A 20,335-nucleotide genomic window follows, 5' to 3' on the forward strand; every position below is an offset into this window, starting at 1 on the left:
ATCATAACGTAAATGAGCCATGAAAAAAGACCGAAATTTTGACGATTTAGCGAAAAAGTTCGCTGAAAATATTTATGGCACAGCGAAAGGCCAAATACGACAAACTGTTGTTTGGCAAGATATTGAATATATATTGGAACAATTGAATGCAGCCTCACCTTTGCAAGTTTTGGACGCTGGTGGCGGCATTGGACAAATATCTCAAAAAATAGCAGCACTTGGACATCAAGTGACGTTATGTGATCTTTCTAGCGAAATGTTGACATTAGCAGAACAAGAAATTGCTAAAAACGGCTTAGTTGAGCAATATCGATTAGTACATTCACCGATACAAGAAATCAGTGAGCACATCCCAGCACCTGTTGATTTAATTCTCTTTCATGCAGTGATGGAATGGCTAGTTGATCCGATTACAACATTAATGGGTTTATTAGATAACGTAAAACCAGGTGGTGTTATTTCGGTAATGTTTTATAACTACAATGGATTACTGTTTAAGAATTTGATTTGTGGCAATCTAACCCATATAGAACAGGGGATGCCACATCGTAAACGGTTTAAGTTACAACCTCAGCAAGGTATAAAACCTGATGAAGTATATCAGTGTCTAACTGAGGCTGGGTTTGACATAATGGGTAAAACCGGCGTACGCACATTCCATGATTACATGCACCACGATCGAATGGGTGATTACAGTTTCGAACAAGTTCTTGATATGGAGCAAAAGCTTTGTCGTCAGGAACCTTTTTTGTCATTAGGCCGTTATATTCATGTGTATGCGCGTAAGCCACTCACAGAAGCAACGCCAACATTGATGGCAAATTTAAATCATAGCAATAAGGACAAGGGATGAGTGAAGTTACCCAGACTGTTCCTGAGTTGGTAAATTGGGTCAAAAATAATGAGTTTGCCCTTAATTTACCAACAGAACGGCTGGCGTTCTTGTTAGCGATTGCGGTATTAAGTGGCGATCGCTTTGATGAAGAATTAGGGGAAGGTGAGTTGGTTGATGCATTTCGTATTGTTAGCGATATGTTCGGCCAAACCAAGGAAACCCTGGCATTTCGCGCCAATAACGCCATTAATGAATTGGTAAGACAGCGGTTAATATCACGCTTTACCAGTGAGGTTACTGACGGTGCTAGCATTTATCGACTAAGTCCGTTAGCGCTCGGTATTACTGATTACTACGTGCGACAACGTGAGTTTTCAACGCTAAAACTATCCATTCAATTAGCAATGGTAGCTGATGAAATAAATAAAGCAGCGACAGCTGCACAAGAAGGCGGTGATGAAAAGCATTGGCGTCAAAATGTGCATGCAGTATTAAAATACTCAGTGGCTGAAATATTTGACCGTATTGATTTAAACCAACGCGCAATGGATGAGCAGCAGCAACAAGTTAAGCTCGATATTGCTGAATTATTAAATCAAGATTGGCAAGCCGCAATTAGTAGTTGTGAAGCATTACTGGATGAAACATCATCAACCTTGCGTGAATTGCAGGATACGTTGCAAGCAGCCGGTGATCAGCTTCAAAGTCAGTTACTTGCTATTCAAGAAGCAACTCAAGGACATGATGATCTCGATTTTGTTGATGGTATGATTTACATCCTCCAAATGAAGTTAGATCGCATTATTAGTTGGGGTCAGCAAACAATTGATTTATGGATTGGTTATGACCGCCATGTACATAAATTTATTCGTACTGCGATTGATATGGATAAAAACCGCGCCTTTAGTCAACGACTGCGTCAATCTGTCACCGATTACTTTGATGCGCCGTGGTTGCTGACGTTTGCGGATGCTGAACGTTTACTTGATATGCGTGATGAAACCTTGATGTTACGTGATGATGAAGTAACAGGTATCGTTCCTGGAGAGATGGAATTCGAAGAGCTTGATTTGGTTAACGATCAATTGGCTGAGAAAGTCGGTTTGATGTTACAAGCACATAAAGCGACAGGTGCACCAATTAATTTGAGCGTTTTACTTAAAGACTATTTGTCACAACATCCGTATGCACAACACTTTGATTTAGCACGGATTGTGATTGATCAGGCAGTAAGGATGGGGTATTCCGAAGCTGATTTCAACGCCATTCAGCCTGATTGGGAAGCAATTAACGAATACGGAGCTAAGGTACAAGCCCATGTCATTGACAAATATTGAAGAATTTATGCCGGAGAAGTTGGCAAAAGCGATAGCTAATCCACTTTTCCCTGCGCTAGATAATGCATTACGTTCTGGCCGTCATATTTCAAGTGAAGATTTAGATAACCATTCTTTTTTAATTGAATTTGAGAAAGAATTAGCGATGTTTTACCGCCGCTATAATGCTGAATTAGTGCGTGCACCTGAAGGCTTTTTATACTTGCGTCCACGCTCAACATCATTGATTGGTCGTTCAGTATTATCTGAAATCGATATGCTCGTTGGTAAGGTATTGTGTTTTCTTTACCTTAGCCCGGAACGTTTAGCACATGAAGGTATTTTTACCAATCAAGAGCTTTTTGATGAGTTGCTAGTATTAGCTGATGAACAAAAGCTAATGAAGCTTGTTACTAATCGTGCCTCAGGTTCAGATCTCGATCGTGAAAAGCTGTTTGATAAAGTGAAAACAGCACTGCGTCGTTTACGTCGTCTAGGGATGCTAATTCCTATTGGCGAAAATGGCAAATTTCGTATCAGCGAATCTGTATTCCGTTTTGGTGCTGATGTCCGTACTGGCGATGATGTCCGTGAAGCGCAGTTACGATTAATTCGTGACGGTGAAGCAGTGGTGCACCAGCAAGCGTCAAGTCAGTCAAGTTTGCTTGATGATATTGACACCAATAATCAAGAAGCGCTTGAAATGCAGCAAGATGTAGAGCAAGCAGGACAGGAGAGTAGTATTTAATGGAACGCGGCAAGTATCAATCGCTCACCATGGTTAACTGGAACGGCTTTTTTGCACGTACCTTTGATATTGATAACCTGGTGACAACGCTTTCAGGCGGTAACGGTGCGGGTAAATCTACCACCATGGCAGCGTTTATCACTACACTGATCCCAGATCAAAGCTTACTTCACTTTCGTAATACCACAGAAGCGGGTAGTTCAAATGCATCCCGCGATAAAGGCCTTCACGGTAAATTAAAGCCGGGTGCCTGTTATGCTGCGCTGGATGTGGTTAACTCAAAGCAACAACGCATTATCTTTGCCGTTAAATTACAGCAAGTTGCTGGTCGTGATAAGAAAGTAGACATTAAGCCCTTTTTGATTCAAGGCTTACCATCACATATAAAACCTGCTGAAATTTTAGTTGAAACGATTTCTGAAAACCAAGCACGTGTTCGTCAGCTTAATGATGTTAAAGACCTTGTTAGCCAATATGAAGGGGTGCAATTTAAAACATTTAACTCGGTAACTGATTACCATGTGCAAATGTTTGAAATGGGCGTATTACCAAAGAAATTACGTAATAGCCAAGATCGTTCAAAATTCTATCGTCTTATTGAAGCCTCTTTATACGGTGGTATTTCAAGTGCGATCACTCGCTCACTACGTGACTACTTATTACCGCATAATTCAGGGGTAAAAAAAGCCTTCCAAGATATGGAAGCGGCATTACGTGAAAACCGTATGACGTTAGAAGCGATTAAGTTAACTCAAAGTGATCGTGACTTATTTAAGCATTTAATCTCTGAAGCAACGAATTATGTTGCTGCTGACTATATGCGTCATGCTAACGAACGCCAACAGAAACTTGATCAAACACTACGTTTGCGTGGTGAGTTAATGGGGTCACGTCAAACGCTTATTGATCAGCAATCATCGTTAAATAACATGAATGCAGAACTAGCCGAGCTGATCGATCAGGAAAGCGCGCTAGAACAAGATCATCAATCAGCGTCGGATCACTTACAATTGGTTCAAGCAGCAGTACGTCAAGCTGAGAAAATTGAACGTTATAAAGAAGATCTTGAAGAGCTGACAGAGCGTCTTGAAGAGCAAGTGATGGTGGTTGAAGAGGCTGCTGAACAATTAGCAATTGCCGAAGAACAATCACAGTTAACTGAAGAAGAAGTTGATAGCTTAAAAACTCAGTTGGCCGATTACCAGCAAGCGCTAGATATGCAGCAGACACGAGCTCTGCAATATCAACAAGCGTTACAAGCGTTAGAAAAGGCGCGCCAGTTATCGGGTGATCACCAAATGCTTGCTGATCAAGCGCCACCTTACTTATCTCAGCTAAAACAACAGCAAGAACAACAAACCACTGCTTTATTGGCATTGAAGCATAAGCTTGATATGTCATCAGCAGCGGCGCAACAGTTTGAAAAAGGGTTAGCGATTGTTACCACTATTGCTGGTGTGGTTGATCGTACTAATGCTAGCGATAAAGCCCGTGAGTTAATTGAGCATGGCCGCCAACTTCGTTCGGTCTCTGAGCGCGGTGAGCAGCTAAAAGCACAATATCGTGATCTAGAACGCAGTGTGCGTAGTCAACGTCAAGCGATTGAATTAGCAGAAACTTACGCGAAAAAGTTTGCAACGACTATTGATGGCGAATTGGCATTAGCCGAAGAGCAAGCCCGTCATGAAGCAACATTAGAAAGTTTAGAACAAGATCAAGCAAGTTTGGTTGAGCAACGTAATGACATGCGTCATAACGAGCAAGGACTAGCTGTACGTATTACGGCACTTGAAGCCTCTGCTCCGGCGTGGATTGCGGCATCTGATGCACTGGAAGTTCTTGCAGATCAAGCGAATGCAGAATTAACCAGCAGCCAAGCCGTAATGGATGCGATGCAAGTAACACTTGATAATGAACGTCAAGTGTCAGCTAAACGTGATCAGTTAGCGCTACAAAAGCAAACGTTAGAGCATGATATTGAACGTTTGGCACAGCCGGGCGGCAGTGATGATTCGGGTTTACGAGCGTTAGCGGAGACTCTTGGCGGTACCATGTTATCTGAAATTTATGATGACATTACCCTTGCTGATGCTCCTTATTTCAGCGCAATGTATGGCCCATCTCGTCATGCGATTATTGTCCCTGATTTAAGCGGTATTAAAGAAAAGCTAATTGCACTTGATGATTGCCCTGATGATTTATATATCATTGAAGGTGATGCGGATTCATTTGACGACAGTGGCTTTGATGTTGATGAACTTGAAAATGCAGTATGTGTGCATCTTAATGATCGCCAGCTACGTTATTCACGTTTTCCAAAAGTACCATTATTTGGTCGAGCAGCCCGTGAGCAGCGTTTAGAGTTTTTGCGTGATGAACGTGATCAAGTGGTCGAAGATCACGCTAAAGCGGCATTTGACTCGCAAAAACTGCAGCGTTTGTACCAAAGCTTTAACAGTTTTGTTGCGACGCATATGGCGATTGCGTTTAATGCCGATCCTGAAGTTGAACTTAAACAAGCACGTGATCAACGTAATCAGATCATGCGTCAGTTAGCTGAATCACAAGCGCAAGAGCAACAACAACGCGCTCAATTAGCCGCTGCGCGCGAAGGTTTAACTTTACTGGGTAAGTTAAATCCAGTGGTCACTTTGCTTGAAGACGAAACATTAACTGAGCGCTTTGCTGAGGTTGAACAACAACTTGCGCAAATGGATGAAGCTCGTAACTATCTTGATCGTTACGGCAAATCATTAATTGAACTTGAAAGTCTGGTATCAGCTCTTGATGCCGATCCTGAACAGTTTGATGCACTACAAGCTAATTACGAAGCCGCTGATCAAAAACTGCAACAATTGAAAACCTTGATTTTTGCGGTTGCTGATTTAGCCGAACGTCGTCATCACTTTAGCTATGCTGATTCAGTTGAGTTATTAAGTAAGAGTTCTGAGCTTAACGAGCAGCTAAAGCTAAAATTAGCGATAGCAGAACAGCAGCGTAACAGTGCCCGTGAAAGTTTAAAACAATCACGCGCACAAGCTAACCAATATAACCAGTTGATGGCATCACTGAAAAGTTCTCATCAAGCGAAAAATGAAACAGTGCTTGAGTTTGAACGTGAGCTTCAAGAACTTGGCGTTCGCGCTGATGTCGAAGCTGAAGAGCGAGCATTGGTTCGTCGTAATGAATTGAATGAACGTTTACACAGTTCTCGTAACCGTCGCAGTATGTTAGAAAAATCAACCACCTCAATTGAGCTTGAAATGAAAGGCTTGATGAAGCGTTTACGTAAAGTTGGTAAAGATTACCAAGATTTCCGTAAGCTGGTTGTAAATGCAAAAGCAGGCTGGTGTGCTGTCTTACGTCTTGCTCGTGAAAGTGATGTTGAGCGTCGTTTACACCGTCGTGAAATGGCATATATGTCTGCAGATGAACTACGTTCATTATCGGATAAAGCATTAGGTGCATTGCGTCTTGCGGTTTCAGATAATGAAAATTTACGTGATGCGCTACGGGCATCAGAAGATGTTGCGCGTCCTGAACGTAAAGTCTTGTTCTATATTGCGGTGTATCAGCATCTGCGTGAGCGTATTCGCCACGATATTATTCGTACTGATGATCCAGTCGAAGCCATTGAAGAAATGGAAGTTGAACTGGCACGTCTAACCGAAGAGTTGACTGCACGTGAGCAACGTCTAGCGATTAGCTCTGATTCAGTTGCTAATATTATTCGTAAGACAATTCAGCGTGAGCAAAACCGTATTCGTATGCTTAACCAAGGCTTACAAAATATTGGATTTGGTCAAGTGCGTGGTGTACGTCTTAACGTTAAAGTACGTGATACTCATGAATCGTTATTACTCGGCTTAATTGATCAAAAAGATCAGCATAATGATTTGTTTGGCAATAATCGCCTAACGTTCTCAGAAGCGATTGCGAAATTATTCCAACGTTTAAATCCACATATTGATATGGGTCAGCGTTCACCGCAAATTCTGGGTGAAGAGTTACTTGATTACCGTAACTATTTAGAGCTGAACATTGAAGTTAACCGTGGTACTGATGGCTGGCTCCAAGCTGAATCTGGCGCATTATCGACTGGTGAAGCGATTGGTACTGGTCAGGCAATTTTGTTGATGGTTGTACAAAGCTGGGAAGAAGAATCTCGTCGTTTACGCGGTAAAGATATTATTCCTTGTCGTTTGTTATTCCTCGATGAGGCAGCGCGTTTAGATGGTAAATCTATTGCGACCTTATTTGAGTTATGTGAACGTTTAGATATGCAGTTATTAATTGCGGCACCTGAAAATATTAGTCCTGAAAAAGGTACGACCTATAAATTAGTGCGTAAAATATTTAAGGATCGTGAACACGTACACGTAGTGGGTTTACGCGGTTTTGGTAACAAACCAAAAGTGGAAATGCCAGTACAGACACTCCTTGATATTGAACCTGTGTAAACAGTAATTATATTCAGTAACTCTCTTGAGTATGCCAATAAAGCCAGCAGTGATGCTGGCTTTTTTTATGGATTAAATTAGGTATTGAGTCTTTTTTTAATACAACTAATTCGAAGTTAGGACGTGAAGGTTAGTTATCATTGACTATAATTTCACCAATCCATTTATCATTTGATGAATGGTGTACCGCTATAGTAATGATTACAGAGAGGTCATCGATGGCTAATACTGAAATTACAGAGCAGGAAAGAGGTCGCTATGAATGGTGGGCCTTTTTATTCATCACTATTTTTTTATTTCCGTTGTTATCCGCAGCCTTAGTCGGCGGCTACGGTTTCACTGTATGGGCGTTGCAAGTCTTTGTCTTTGGTCCACCTGGACACGGTTAGGTTGTAATGCTGTGGGTGGAATAAATAACGGAGAGTGAAACAATGCTGACATTCATAAAAAAAATATGGCTGACTTTTTGGCGTCCAGCCGCAAAGATAAGTCTTGGTGTACTCACTCTCGGTGGGTTTATTTCAGGCATTATCTTTTGGGGAGGATTTAATACCGCATTAGAAGTGGCTAATACAGAAAAATTTTGTATTAGTTGCCATTCAATGCGGGATACGGTTTACCCTGAATTGCAAGGGACTATTCATTGGGAAAATAATGCTGGAGTGAGGGCGACGTGTCCTGATTGTCATGTTCCTCATAATTGGACTGATAAAATTGCTCGTAAGATGCAAGCCAGTAAAGAAGTTTTTGGTGCTATTGTCGGCACTATCGATACCCCTGCAAAATTTGAAGCCAAGCGGTTAGAACTGGCTCAGCATGAATGGAAACGTTTTGCTGCTAATAAATCCCTCGAATGTAAAAGTTGCCATAGCTACTCCAGTATGAAATGGGATGAAATGTCACCTCGTGCACAAGTACAAATGAAGCAGGCAGCCGCTAAAGATCAAAGCTGTATTGACTGCCACAAAGGTATCGCTCATCACTTACCCGCTAACATGGATTCTTCAGGCGGCATGATTTCTGAATTAGCCACAGTGGCGCAGAATACTGATTATGAAAAAGGCAATACTTACTACAGTATGCAGTTTATCCCTATGTTTGAAGATGAAGCGAAAACACAAGATGGTGGTTCATTAGAGCCAGCTTCAGCAGTGAAAGTCGTTGCGGTAAAAGATGATATGTTACAAATTGAAATTAGTGGTTGGCGTAAAGAAAAAGGGTTTGGGCGGGTAATTAATCAAGACTTTGGGATGAATATTCCAACGGCAGCATTAAGTAAAACGGCCGCTCAAAATAATAAGATTGTGACTGGAACAACCGAGAAAGAAGATGATGTAACAGGACTGAAGTGGCAGCAAGTCAGCGCAATACTATGGGTAGAAAAAGCGAAGTTTGTCAGTAATATCAATGATATTTGGTCGGTTGCACAATCGGCTTATAAAACCAATTGTAGTGTTTGTCATACTCAACCTGCAGAAAATCATTTTGATGCTAATACTTGGCCGGGAATGTTTAATGGCATGTTAGCGTTTGTGAATTTTGATACCGACAGCGAAGCTATTGTTTTGAAATATTTACAAAATCACTCATCAGATTTTGCTAAAGAAAAACATTAACAGCGGATCCCGTTTATAAAGAGGAAAGATCTATGTCTTTGAGTCGGCGCAAATTTTTACAAGGGTTAGCGACAACCAGTGCCGCTTCCGTGATTGGTCCTGGATTATTATTGCAAGTGGCACAAGCAACTGAAGCTAATGCGACGACAACAGGAGAAGCCCCAGGTATTTGGAAGGTATCAGGTTCTCATTGGGGGGCATTTCGAGCTCGTATTTATAATGGTCAAGTAGCTGAAATTAAGCCATTAGAATTCGATAAAAATCCTACAGATATGTTAAATGGGATCAAAGGATTAATTTATAGCCCTTCGCGGGTGCGTTATCCAATGGTGCGTCTAGATTGGCTCAAGAAAAATAAATACAGTGGTGATACTCGAGGTAATAATCGTTTTGTACGGGTGACATGGGATGAAGCGTTAGATTTGTTTTATCAAGAGTTACAACGGGTACAGAAAGATTATGGCCCGTGGGCATTACATGCCGGTCAAACCGGGTGGCGAGAAACGGGGCAGTTCCAAAGCTGTACTTCACATATGCAGCGCGCTGTTGGTATGCATGGTAATTTTATTAAGAAGGTCGGTGATTATTCTACTGGTGCAGGTCAAACTATTTTGCCTTATGTTTTAGGCTCGACAGAAGTTTATGCGCAAGCAACGACATGGTCGACAGTACTTAAAGATTGTAAGACATTGATATGGTGGTCAAATGATCCGATTAAAAATGGTCAAGTTGGCTGGCAATGCGAAACTCATGGTGCGTATGATTATTATGCCCAATTAAAGCAGAAGGTGGCTGACGGTAAGATCCGCATGATCTCTGTCGATCCAGTGGTATCAAAATCGCAAAAATATTTTAATTGTGAACACCAATACGTCAACCCTCAAACTGATGTGCCTTTCATGCTTGCTATTGCGCATACACTGTATAAAGAAGATCTGTACGATAAGCAATTTCTTGAAATCTATACGCTGGGTTTCAATGAATTTTTGCCTTATTTACTGGGTACTGGCAAAGATAAAATAGCCAAAACACCGGAATGGGCAGAGCCTATTTGTGGCGTTAAAGCTGATGCTATTCGAGAGTTTGCCCGTAGTTTAGTTAAAGATCGTACTATGTTGATGTTTGGCTGGGCAGTACAACGCCAACAACATGGTGAGCAGCCATACTGGATGGGGGCGGTGTTGGCATCGATGCTGGGTCAGATTGGCTTACCTGGTGGTGGAGTGTCTTATTCACATTTCTATAGTGGTGTCGGTTTACCATTTAGTACTGCAGCAGGGCCTGGGGGATTTCCTCGAAATGTTGATGAAGGTCAGGAGCCTATTTGGAATAATAATGACTTTAAAGGCTACAGCTCAACGATTCCAGTTGCTAGATGGATTGATGCCATTATGGAACCCGGCAAAAATATTCAATATAACGGCAGCAAGGTCGTATTACCTGATATTAAGATGATGGTATTTAGTGGTTGCAACCCATGGAATCATCATCAGCAACGTAATCGAATGAAAGAGGCCTTTAGAAAGCTTCAAACCGTGGTTAATATTGATTATACATGGACACCAACATGCCGTTTCTCCGATATTGTATTACCTGCCTGCACTCAATTTGAACGTAGCGATTTAGATCAATACGGTACATATTCAACCAGCGGTGTATTGGCTATGCATAAACTGGTTGATCCTCTTTTCCAATCAAAAACAGATTTTCAGATATTCACTGAATTAACCCAGCGCTTTGGTAAAAGTAAACAATATACTCGCGGTATGACAGAAATGCAGTGGATTGAACAACTGTATAATGATTGTCGTAAAGCCAATAAAGGTAAGCATGAAATGCCAGAGTTTAAACAGTTTTGGCAACAAGGATTAGTCGAATTTCCAACAGATCAAACCTATGTTAGTCATGCTGCTTTTAGAGAGGATCCTGAAATTAATGGTCTCGGAACGCCTTCTGGATTTATTGAAATTTATAGCCGTAAAATTGCTCGTTATAACTACCAGCATTGCCAAGGCCACCCGATGTGGTTTGAAAAAGAAGAACGTTCACATGGCGGACCTAAATCGGATAAATTCCCTTTTTGGCTTCAATCTTGTCATCCAAATAAACGCTTACACTCACAGATGTGTGACTCCGAAGAATTTCGTAATACCTATGCGGTAAAAGGCCATGAACCGGTATATATCAACCCACAAGATGCCAAGAAAAAAGGCATTAAAGATGGTGATATTGTGAGGGTGTTTAATGATCGTGGGCAGTTGTTAGCGGGGGCGGTGCTTTCTGAACATTATCCTACGGGGGTTATTCGTATTCAAGAAGGAGCGTGGTTCGGACCTCTTAATAATGATATTGGTGCTATCGATACTTATGGCGATCCTAATACATTAACGATTGATATTCCTACGTCTGAACTTGCGCAAGCAACCAGTGCTAATACCGTCGTGGTCGATTTTGAAAAGTACACTGGCAAAGTGCCTCCCGTTACGTCATTCAGTGGGCCTATCTATGTTAGTTAATTAAAAACATAGATTGTGATCAATAATAAAGAGCGACTACGGTAGCTCTTTATTCATTTATTATACTATTAACAGGTGATTGTAATTAAGAGAGTATGAAATGGTTGATAATAATGAATTTCCTGAAGGTGATGATTTATCCGGTGTAAAAAAGCGTAATGTGCCAGTATTTGGACAAGGTAATAGTACTTTGGTCGCTGCGGGTGGTGAAGCTGGTGTACAGCAGTTGGTGACAGACTTTTACCATTACATTGATAGTTTGCCTGAAGCTGCAACAATACGTGCAATGCATAGTGATGATCTTAGTGAATCCCGGCAGAAATTAGCCACATTTTTGATTGGATGGATGGGAGGAGAAGATCGTTATGTTGAGCGTTATGGACGTATGAATCTTGCAGGTGCTCATCGACATATGGCTATTGGTCAGGATGAGAAACAAGCATGGCTAATGTGTATGCAAAAAGCATTAGATGCTCAACCTTATGATGAGTTATTAAAACGATTTATTATGGTGCAATTATCTTTTCCTGCAGAAATGTGCCGTAATCGCAATTAATCTTAATGGTATTAAGTTGTTGGTAAAATAGATGTGCTTTCATTGAGCTTGAATCTATTCCAAACTGGAATGGATTGCTATCCTAGCTTTCACTATTCGAGATCCCAAATCACCGTTATTATTCTGCTATCAATGTGTTAACTAATAAAGTGATAGTAAATGGAATTAGGTGTAGATGTACTTGCTATTTTATTTTGTGTAGCGCTGGCTGCTGGGTTTATTGATGCTATTGCTGGTGGCGGCGGTATGCTTACGGTTCCTGCGCTATTATCTGTTGGTATTCCTCCGGCTCAAGCATTAGCGACTAATAAATTACAAAGCTCATTTGGTAGTTTTTCAGCTTCTTGGTATTTCGTACGCAATGGGTTAGTTAGTTTAAAACAAATGCGGTTAGCGATTGCCTGTACATTTGCTGGCTCAGCAATTGGAGCCATATTAGTACAACATATTGATGCTAGTGTATTAACAAGCCTTATTCCAGTTTTACTGATTTGTATTTCATTATATTTTTTATTGTCACCAAATATTGGTGTAGGTGGTGGTACTCCTAAGTTATCAGAAGCAGCATTTGCATTTTCTGTCGGTACGAGTATTGGTTTTTATGATGGTTTTTTTGGCCCAGGTACAGGGTCATTTTTTACTATTTGTTTTGTTGTGCTTGCGCAATTAGGATTGGTTGAAGCGACCGCTCGCACTAAGATTTTAAATTTCACTTCCAACATTGCCGCGTTGATATTATTTATTTTAGCTGGATTACCTATTTGGAAAGTAGGTTTAATTATGGCTGCAGGCGGTTTTATAGGTGCACGATTAGGCGCACATATTGTTATCAGTAAAGGGCAACGTTTTATTCGCCCCATGGTGGTAATTATGTCGATGGGAATGGCAATTAAATTGCTGTGGCAACAGCATCCGCAATGGTTTCAATTAGCGTTTTAACCCGTGGTGATTTATAACTATTTTGACGGTAAATGAGGTTAATAGGGCGAGTGAGTTCCACTAATTCCTCAAACTCAAAACAGAATTTATCCTTAATCGCTAATGTTTTTACGATTGATTTAGGAACAAGGGCCGGTGCCATACCGGCCAGCGCTAATTGTGCCGAAGCGGTGTAAGAGTCCATCTCCATTAAAGGCGTGATCCCATGCTTTTGCAGCACCGCCGCTTGGGAAATATTTGAAGGGTTTTTTAAGTCATTAACTACAATGGCTTTAGGTAGTGTCGTTAGCGGCTGATTAAATATCACCTTAAAAGGCTCATCCATTAAATGCTCAGCAATAAAGTTATAGTTTGCTGGTAAATGACCTGCACAAAATCCAATTGAGGCCTTCCCTGATTGGACGTTTTCGACAATGACAGGGGTGTGATGAGTTGTTATAGAAATATACTTATCGTATTGAAAATACTGTCCCAGCGCATCGGATAAATAACCTGTCACCAAGGTTTCAGAGCAATCTAACGTAATAATACTTTGGTCGTCTAAATTCTGGTGTTCAAAAATCAACCCGCGAATCTCATTAAAGCTTGGCCCAACATTTTTGATCAGCGCATGCGCATCGGGGGTTAGCTTAATTAACCTGCCAGCAGGAATAATCAGCTTGGTGCCTAATGTTGCTTCTAATTTGGCAATGCGTTTACTCACTGCCGATTGGCTGATATATAAACGGCTACCCGTTCGACTCATGGTACCTTCTTCGGCTAACACTAATAAGGTTTCAATACCTTCAAGTAACATCGGTTCATTCCATTGATGAAAGAGAGGAATTAATGATACGGGATGATCGCGGTAGAGGCGAGGTAAGACGCATGAGAATATGGTATGTCGTGAGTAATATCGACAAAAGAGGTAGGGCCAAAGTATCTCTAAAAGTGTAATGAGCCTTTATCACGTATTGCGTTAATCTTTGCAGTGAATGACATGAGTAATTCTGAGCTTGATCAATGAATGGATTCTAATCAGTTATACAAAGTAGTGTTTGAAATTATGAGTGATATATTTTGTCGCACTACTGATCTTTAGACAACTAAAGCCCCCCACTTTAGTGCGCAAGGAAGTGATTATGAATAAGATAGAATTTATCCAGCAACACTTAATTGAAAAAGGTGTGCCAGCCGATTTAACGAAGTTCAATTCTAATTTCTTATCAAAGTTTCTATTCTTGGAAGACAGACCGCTTGTTTTTCAATCTTTGGTTATGCTTTTTTTTAGAGAAAGTTTAATTCTCAGCGTGATATGGGGATCATTGATGTGGTTGATGGTTTGGCATCCAACGCCAGAAAATTGGATCCGTTACACTCTATCTAGTTTGGCTTTTGGTTGTATTATGGGAGCAACCTTGGTCTTTCGTATCATCAGAGCCAAAAAGAAATTGGGTAATGTAAGTTGGGAAACGTGGTGTCATAAAAATTATGATTCAGTATCTTAATATTATGCTGATCATTATTGATATAAAAGTTGAGACGGTATTAAATATCAACAAAAAATAATAAATTAATGGTAACAATATGTATAAATTATCAGAAATTAAAATTACATATATAGTGTTTTTTTTACTATTAGCAAGCATTTCATTTGATGTTTTTATTAATCAGCGTTCTCTATCAAATGATAATTTTTGGAATGAAGTTTTAAGAAGCTATTATTATTGCGTTATACTGTTAGTTTTTTTATTGTTTATTTTTTGGAAAAAAGGTTTACGCTTCTGTGAGGTGGTTGGGACATTTAATCGTAAAAATTTACCATTTGCATTGGAGGTGGTTTTTTTTAATATCATAGTATCGTATTCGACGATTTATATAATATTTTATCCACTTTCGTTTGCTTACCCGAACTATATTTATGAATGGTTGAGTTCTGGACCTATCATTTTCTATACCTATGAGGGAGGATATCCATTATTGCCGAACTTTTTAATGGCTATTTTGATGGTGATATTTGTTCCTATTATTGAAGAATTGGTATTTCGTGGCATATTGATTAATCGATTATCTGTAACATTTAAGACTAAGACTGCCGTAATAATAAGCTCAATTTTATTTGGTGTATTACATACAGATCCGCTAAGTGCAACACTCTTTGGTGTGGTTATGGCTATGATTTATATTCAAACTCAGAAGCTTATTATTCCAATCATATGCCATTGCTTAAATAATTTGGCAGCGTACGTATTTATTATTGTCGAAAGTATGACTGATGACACCCCGACAAGTGATGCTATTATGGTATTTCAAGACAGTTGGCTAATAGGATTATTCAGTATAATAACGCTAATGATATTATCATTAATATATTTAAAACGTGGTGGGCTATATAATAAATTGTATGCTTAACTAATTAAAATGAGAACTTTCTTTTTAGCATATTATATTGCTCCATATAGCACCGACTTTCAAACTATCATTTAATATGTTGAGCTTTCCCATAATAAATATTTAGATATGAGTCGAATAAAATTATGTATGTTGTTACAAATAAACGCATAATATTGTAAGAAAAAAATGCTCTCATATAATATTTCACGATTATTGATTTATCAAAGTGTATGCATGTGATTAAAATTGCCAATGGTAGTGGCAGGTTTTAATGTGTGCGTATTATAACGGATTTATAGATAGACAGCATAAGGAGTTCTACATGTCAGAAATACAAGAAGAGGTCGTTGTAAGTCAAACTATGACAACGAAAGATGAAGCGGCAAAAACCAATGCATTGATTGCTTATGGACTGATGGTTGTTGGTTTATTTACGGGGATTTTTTGGATTGTTGGTGCTATTTGGGCAATGATAAAAAAAGATGAAGCTAAAGGTACAATCTTTGAAGATCACTATACCAATATTACCAAAACCTTTTGGTGGGGGTTAGGTTTATACATTGTATCGTTTGTATTAGCTTTTGTCGTTGTCGGCTACTTTTTAGCGGTTGCAGTATGGATTTGGTCTATTTTTAGAGTTATTAAAGGTTTGGCTAAACTGACTTCAAACAAGGCATATAATGCGTAATCGGTGATAAACATATTGATAGCTATCTATACGCAAAAACCGATCAAGTGATCGGTTTTTTATTGCCTAGATATAAGCGGTTATCCGTTTATTCTTCTAATTCGCTATTCGTTTTTTCTTGTTTAGTAATACTGCCAACTTCAAGTAGAGGTGCAACATCAAGGTGTTCTGCATTCATCATAGTTGAAATACGTTGTACAGAAGAAAGCAGCAATGATTGTTCCCAATCTTCTAAGTCATGGTATTGAGAGATAAAACTATCTTGTAATGGCATCGGCGCTTTATCAAGTAAGACAAGCCCAGCTTCTGTGAGATGTGCATGTACCTTACGTTTATCAAGCACACTACGTTTACGAACAACGAGGCCTCGTTTTTCTAAACGATCAAGAATAGTGGTAGCTGTTGCTTGGCTCATATTGGTATTGTTAGATAGTTGACGAATAGTAATCTCGCCTGATCCTCGAATTGCACGCATTAATACTAACTGTGGACCGGTAAGTCCGGCGCTTTTATTCAATTTTCTAGAATGTAGGTCAATTGCTCGAATAATTTGTCTCAGAGCAATAAGTACTTCTTCGTGCCTATCCATCTTACTTTCCCAATTAAATTTGTGTGCAATTACCGTATAAAATCATTGTGATGTATAGGGTATTTTCATAGTGTGATTATACAATAATTATAACATTTTCATTGCTATTTATCGGGTTCTAATTAATTTTTTTCATAAATAAATGTAATTGTACGCTATTGTATCCACCCTTAGTTGTTGCAATGGTGTTGTTGTTGTGTTTGATTTTTGAGTGAAAATGATTGTCGTTTTGCAGTAAACTGAAGAAATCATGTAGCTGTTACTAGACAATCGAATATGAACCAAAGGATTATTCCTTGGGATAATCATTGGTGTTCTATACCTGTCACTTAAATATAAAAATGCAGTATTACGTTCTTGTGGCAATAAACAATTCATCTACTTTTGGTAACATTTTTATTGTTTTTATCTAGTTAAAATAGCTTGTTACCTTAGACACTAATTTATCGTTGTACTTCTAAGATATGCGAACATTATCGTCTTCTACATTTAATCATCAAATAAAGTTTTATTTGTCATGCTGAAAGTGTGCAATGGAGGTATTGAATGGCATTAGTTAAAGATGTTTTGTTAATTATCATATTACTATTTGTCAGTTTTTATTGGCAAATATCATGTGCATATTCTCAATCTAGTGTTACTCAAGAGAATAATAGACTCTTGCATTTAAATAACCCCAACGCTTCTTCTTCGACAGTTGATCGGTCAAGAAATATGTTAAGTCGTGCTCAGCGATGGGTCGAGGATTCGAATGCAAATATGACGCGACTTAAATATCCAACCACGCTAGTCGAGTTATATTTATCAACAGGGTTTAGCCAATTTTGGAAAAACCAACGAACAATCAATGATTTTATTGATCAATTACGCATCATTAGCTTATCTCAAACCAATAAAGAACTTACCGCAAGATATCATTTACTCATTCAATTACAGCCACAACAAAACTGGCAGCAATATGATGTTATCGCAACAGACACATTATTAATCTATCTCAGTTTTATTGAACAGTTACATGGTAAAGGAAAAATGTGGTTATTTGGTGAGAAGACATCTTCACGATTACCTCGGCCTAGTCAAATGGTCATTGAAGATATGCTAAAGAATTTTGAAAATAATCAGTTTCATCAATTCATTATTCGCTTAAAGCCACAAACTTCTGAATATAACCAATTAGTAGCATCAATTAATCGGTTGGAATCTCATCCCACATTACGTTGGCCTGTATTTGTATTTCACGGCAAAGTGAACCCAGGCAGTAAAATTCAATTTATGCCTAGTTTGATAACGGTACTTAAGCGTCTAGGTGATCTTTCTCCACGTGAGGCTAAGCGGCATCAACAGCAACGTAGATCGTTATATACTGGCAGTATTGTCTTAGCAGTAAAACGTTTTCAAGCACGACATGGTTTAAAACGTGATGGTATTATTGGTACCGAAACCCAGAAATGGTTAGCATTAAATTTAACCCAACGAGTACGATTATTAGCGTTAAATGCTCAGCGATTACGGTTATGGTCGACAAGCCTTTATACCGGCATTGTAGTGAATATCCCTAATTATTATATGAACTTATGGCTAGATGGTCGTTGGGTTATGAATAGTAAAGTAATTGTTGGCCGACCATCACGGCAAACGCCGATTTTTAATTCGATAGTAAACTCGGTGGTATTTAATCCATATTGGAATGTACCTAATTCAATTACGAAAAGGGATATATTACCAAAAGTAAGACGTAGTCGAAGTTATTTAAGGCGTCATAACTATGAGGTTCTTCGTAGTTGGGGAAGTTCTGAAAAAATAAATATAAATTCAATTCCTTATAACTTATTAGCATCTAATAAATTTCCTTATCGGTTACGTCAAAAGCCAGGTAAAAAGAACGCGTTAGGTTTATATAAGTTTAATATTCCTAATACCCAGTCTATTTACTTGCATGATACATCATATCCAGTCTTATTTAATAAGCATGAACGTGCACTGAGTTCTGGTTGTGTGCGTGTGCTTGAGTCTAAATCTCTGGCATTAGCATTATTACAATATTCAGGAAGAAGTGAGTCGCAATTTAATATGTTTTCTAGGAGTAAAAAAACGCGCACAATTAGACTCAATAAAAGCAAAAAAGTTCCAGTAGAAATTATTTATCAGTCCGCATGGATTAATGATGATGGCGAGGTTAATTACCGGTTTGATATTTACGAATATGATAGAGAACAACAAAATAAAATGTCATTAATCTCTGCTTACAATAATAATTGAATGTAACTTAATGATATTTAAAAATAGATTTGTCAGCTTTATTTTATGTGACTTTTGCATTTGACTGCTTTATTAACTGAAGATAATGTCTTGCAACATTGGTATATGAATTGCTTTAGAAATAAAGATCATTTTTTTCGGTTGTGTGAATTATGTCAAATCTAGATATTAGTCGTCGTAAATTTTTAACATATGGTGGGTTGACTGTTGGTGCATGTATGTTACCTAATATTGCGCTAGCCAGCCCTTTTCAAGCAACAACACCTCGAACAATGTTACTGCGTAATTTGCATACAGGTGAAGAACTAGAAACTAAATACTTTAATGGTAAGACTTATGTGGGTAAAGAAGTTCGACGTTTAGATCATCTTTGTCGTGATTTTCGTCAAAATGAAATTGCTCGTATAGATCGCCGTTTGTATGATGCGATTGCACAAATCCAATCGTATCTTGGTCACGAAGGCTACGCACAGTTATTTTCGGGTTACCGTTCGCCTAAAACCAATAAAATGCTGGCCAAACGTGGCGGGGTAGCAAAGAAAAGTTACCATATGAAAGCACAGGCGATCGATTTTAATCTTGAAGGGGTTCCTTTAGCTAAAATACGCAAAGCGGCACAAGATTTAAATATTGGTGGTGTTGGTTATTATCCAAATAGCCAATTTGTGCACATTGACACTGGACCAGTTCGTAATTGGAGAGGGTAGTTTATTGCAGCACGAATCTGTATTTTTAGTGATATTCATGGCATGCTTCGTTACATAATGTCTCAGTTAGGAAGTATGAATGAGTCTTCAATACAAAATTGTGCCAGTTACGCCATTTCAGCAAAACTGCTCTATTATATGGTGTGATGAAACACATCAAGCAGCGATTATTGATCCCGGTGGTGATATTCAGCAACTTCAGCAAGTGGTTGAAGAACTTGGTGTTAATGTTACTCAATTATTATTAACCCACGGACATTTAGATCATGTCGGTGGTACCGAGCCTCTTTCTCAGATTCTGAATGTGCCGATTATTGGCCCACAGAAAAATGATGAATTTTGGCTGCAAGGATTACCTCGTCAAAGTGAAATGTTTGGCTTCCCAATGACAGAAGCATTTGCGCCGACTCAATGGCTAAATGATGGCGACGTAGTTAACGTTGGTAATCAAGCCTTACAAGTATTTCATACTCCTGGTCACACACCTGGCCATGTGATTTTTTATAGTGCGGATGCTAACGTCGCGTTTGTGGGGGATGTATTATTTAAAGGTGGGATCGGTCGTACTGATTTCCCACAAGGTGATCATCCAACATTGGTAAATTCTATCAAGACAAAGCTGTGGCCTTTAGGTAATGAAGTGACATTTGTTCCTGGCCATGGCCCATTGTCTACATTTGGTCATGAGCGTGTGACAAACCCATTTGTAGCTGATGAAATGCCACTGTATTAA

At 39.1% G+C, this 20,335-nt stretch carries 17 protein-coding genes; 15 read left to right on the forward strand and 2 right to left on the reverse strand.

The window, feature by feature from the left end; all coding sequences use genetic code 11:
* Window positions 1–19 precede the first annotated feature (19 nt).
* From cmoM to C0W29_RS10295, 9 genes are all read left to right on the forward strand, one after another.
* Window positions 20–853: a tRNA uridine 5-oxyacetic acid(34) methyltransferase CmoM gene (gene cmoM / locus C0W29_RS10255; protein ID WP_045044388.1), complete on the forward strand. Its 834-nt coding sequence runs from the start codon at window positions 20–22 to the stop codon at window positions 851–853.
* Window positions 850–2,172: a chromosome partition protein MukF gene (mukF, locus tag C0W29_RS10260; protein ID WP_036795215.1), complete on the forward strand. Its 1,323-nt coding sequence runs from the start codon at window positions 850–852 to the stop codon at window positions 2,170–2,172. Before cmoM ends, mukF begins: the two co-directional genes overlap by 4 nt.
* Complete coding sequence (gene mukE, locus C0W29_RS10265) at window positions 2,153–2,899, forward strand: chromosome partition protein MukE (protein ID WP_036795214.1); 747 nt, start codon at window positions 2,153–2,155, stop codon at window positions 2,897–2,899. Before mukF ends, mukE begins: the two co-directional genes overlap by 20 nt.
* A complete protein-coding gene (mukB, locus tag C0W29_RS10270) occupies window positions 2,899–7,359 on the forward strand; it encodes a chromosome partition protein MukB (RefSeq protein ID WP_045041550.1) in 4,461 nt (1,486 codons plus the stop codon). Before mukE ends, mukB begins: the two co-directional genes overlap by 1 nt.
* A gap of 140 nt (window positions 7,360–7,499) precedes the next feature.
* Window positions 7,500–7,748, forward strand: a complete 249-nt coding sequence (locus C0W29_RS10275; RefSeq protein WP_373455510.1) for a periplasmic nitrate reductase, NapE protein — start codon at window positions 7,500–7,502, stop codon at window positions 7,746–7,748.
* 42 nt (window positions 7,749–7,790) lie between these two features.
* Complete coding sequence (torC, locus tag C0W29_RS10280) at window positions 7,791–8,975, forward strand: pentaheme c-type cytochrome TorC (RefSeq protein ID WP_045041549.1); 1,185 nt, start codon at window positions 7,791–7,793, stop codon at window positions 8,973–8,975.
* A 32-nt stretch (window positions 8,976–9,007) separates the two neighbouring features.
* Window positions 9,008–11,491 carry a trimethylamine-N-oxide reductase TorA gene (gene torA / locus C0W29_RS10285; RefSeq protein WP_045041548.1) on the forward strand — a complete coding sequence of 828 codons (2,484 nt, stop codon included), beginning with the start codon at window positions 9,008–9,010 and terminating at the stop codon, window positions 11,489–11,491.
* A 100-nt stretch (window positions 11,492–11,591) separates the two neighbouring features.
* A complete protein-coding gene (locus C0W29_RS10290; RefSeq protein ID WP_036795208.1) occupies window positions 11,592–12,047 on the forward strand; it encodes a group II truncated hemoglobin in 456 nt (151 codons plus the stop codon).
* A gap of 159 nt (window positions 12,048–12,206) precedes the next feature.
* Window positions 12,207–12,986 (forward strand): TSUP family transporter, encoded by a 780-nt coding sequence (locus tag C0W29_RS10295; protein ID WP_036795207.1) that lies wholly within the window; start codon window positions 12,207–12,209, stop codon window positions 12,984–12,986.
* On the opposite strand, the gene C0W29_RS10300 is transcribed toward C0W29_RS10295, so the two are convergent.
* Window positions 12,937–13,782, reverse strand: a complete 846-nt coding sequence (locus C0W29_RS10300) for a LysR family transcriptional regulator (protein WP_045041547.1) — start codon at window positions 13,780–13,782, stop codon at window positions 12,937–12,939. The genes C0W29_RS10295 and C0W29_RS10300 overlap by 50 nt on opposite strands.
* A 325-nt stretch (window positions 13,783–14,107) precedes the next feature.
* Between C0W29_RS10300 and C0W29_RS10305 the strand changes: the two genes are divergently transcribed.
* From C0W29_RS10305 to C0W29_RS10315, 3 genes are all read left to right on the forward strand, one after another.
* Window positions 14,108–14,473, forward strand: a complete 366-nt coding sequence (locus C0W29_RS10305; protein WP_045041546.1) for a DUF6404 family protein — start codon at window positions 14,108–14,110, stop codon at window positions 14,471–14,473.
* Between the two features lie 79 nt (window positions 14,474–14,552).
* Window positions 14,553–15,377 (forward strand): CPBP family intramembrane glutamic endopeptidase, encoded by an 825-nt coding sequence (locus tag C0W29_RS10310; RefSeq protein ID WP_107174156.1) that lies wholly within the window; start codon window positions 14,553–14,555, stop codon window positions 15,375–15,377.
* Window positions 15,378–15,681: 304 nt separating this feature from the next.
* Window positions 15,682–16,047, forward strand: a complete 366-nt coding sequence (locus C0W29_RS10315; protein ID WP_045044389.1) for a DUF4870 family protein — start codon at window positions 15,682–15,684, stop codon at window positions 16,045–16,047.
* Window positions 16,048–16,135: 88 nt separating this feature from the next.
* Here the strand turns inward: C0W29_RS10315 and C0W29_RS10320 are convergent, their stop codons facing one another.
* Window positions 16,136–16,636, reverse strand: a complete 501-nt coding sequence (locus C0W29_RS10320) for a MarR family winged helix-turn-helix transcriptional regulator (RefSeq protein ID WP_045041543.1) — start codon at window positions 16,634–16,636, stop codon at window positions 16,136–16,138.
* Between the two features lie 759 nt (window positions 16,637–17,395).
* On the opposite strand from C0W29_RS10320, the gene C0W29_RS10325 reads away from it, so the two are divergent.
* From C0W29_RS10325 to C0W29_RS10335, 3 genes are all read left to right on the forward strand, one after another.
* The gene (locus tag C0W29_RS10325) at window positions 17,396–18,895 is read left to right on the forward strand and encodes a L,D-transpeptidase family protein (RefSeq protein ID WP_158260021.1); all 1,500 of its coding nucleotides are present in this window, start codon (window positions 17,396–17,398) and stop codon (window positions 18,893–18,895) included.
* Between the two features lie 152 nt (window positions 18,896–19,047).
* On the forward strand, window positions 19,048–19,602 hold the full coding sequence (locus C0W29_RS10330; RefSeq protein WP_045041542.1) for a YcbK family protein: 555 nt from the start codon (window positions 19,048–19,050) through the stop codon (window positions 19,600–19,602).
* 79 nt (window positions 19,603–19,681) lie between these two features.
* Window positions 19,682–20,335, forward strand: coding sequence for an MBL fold metallo-hydrolase (locus C0W29_RS10335; protein ID WP_045044390.1), 654 nt, complete (start codon window positions 19,682–19,684; stop codon window positions 20,333–20,335).

Source organism: Photobacterium kishitanii (genome assembly GCF_003026355.1).
Lineage (GTDB): Bacteria > Pseudomonadota > Gammaproteobacteria > Enterobacterales > Vibrionaceae > Photobacterium > Photobacterium kishitanii.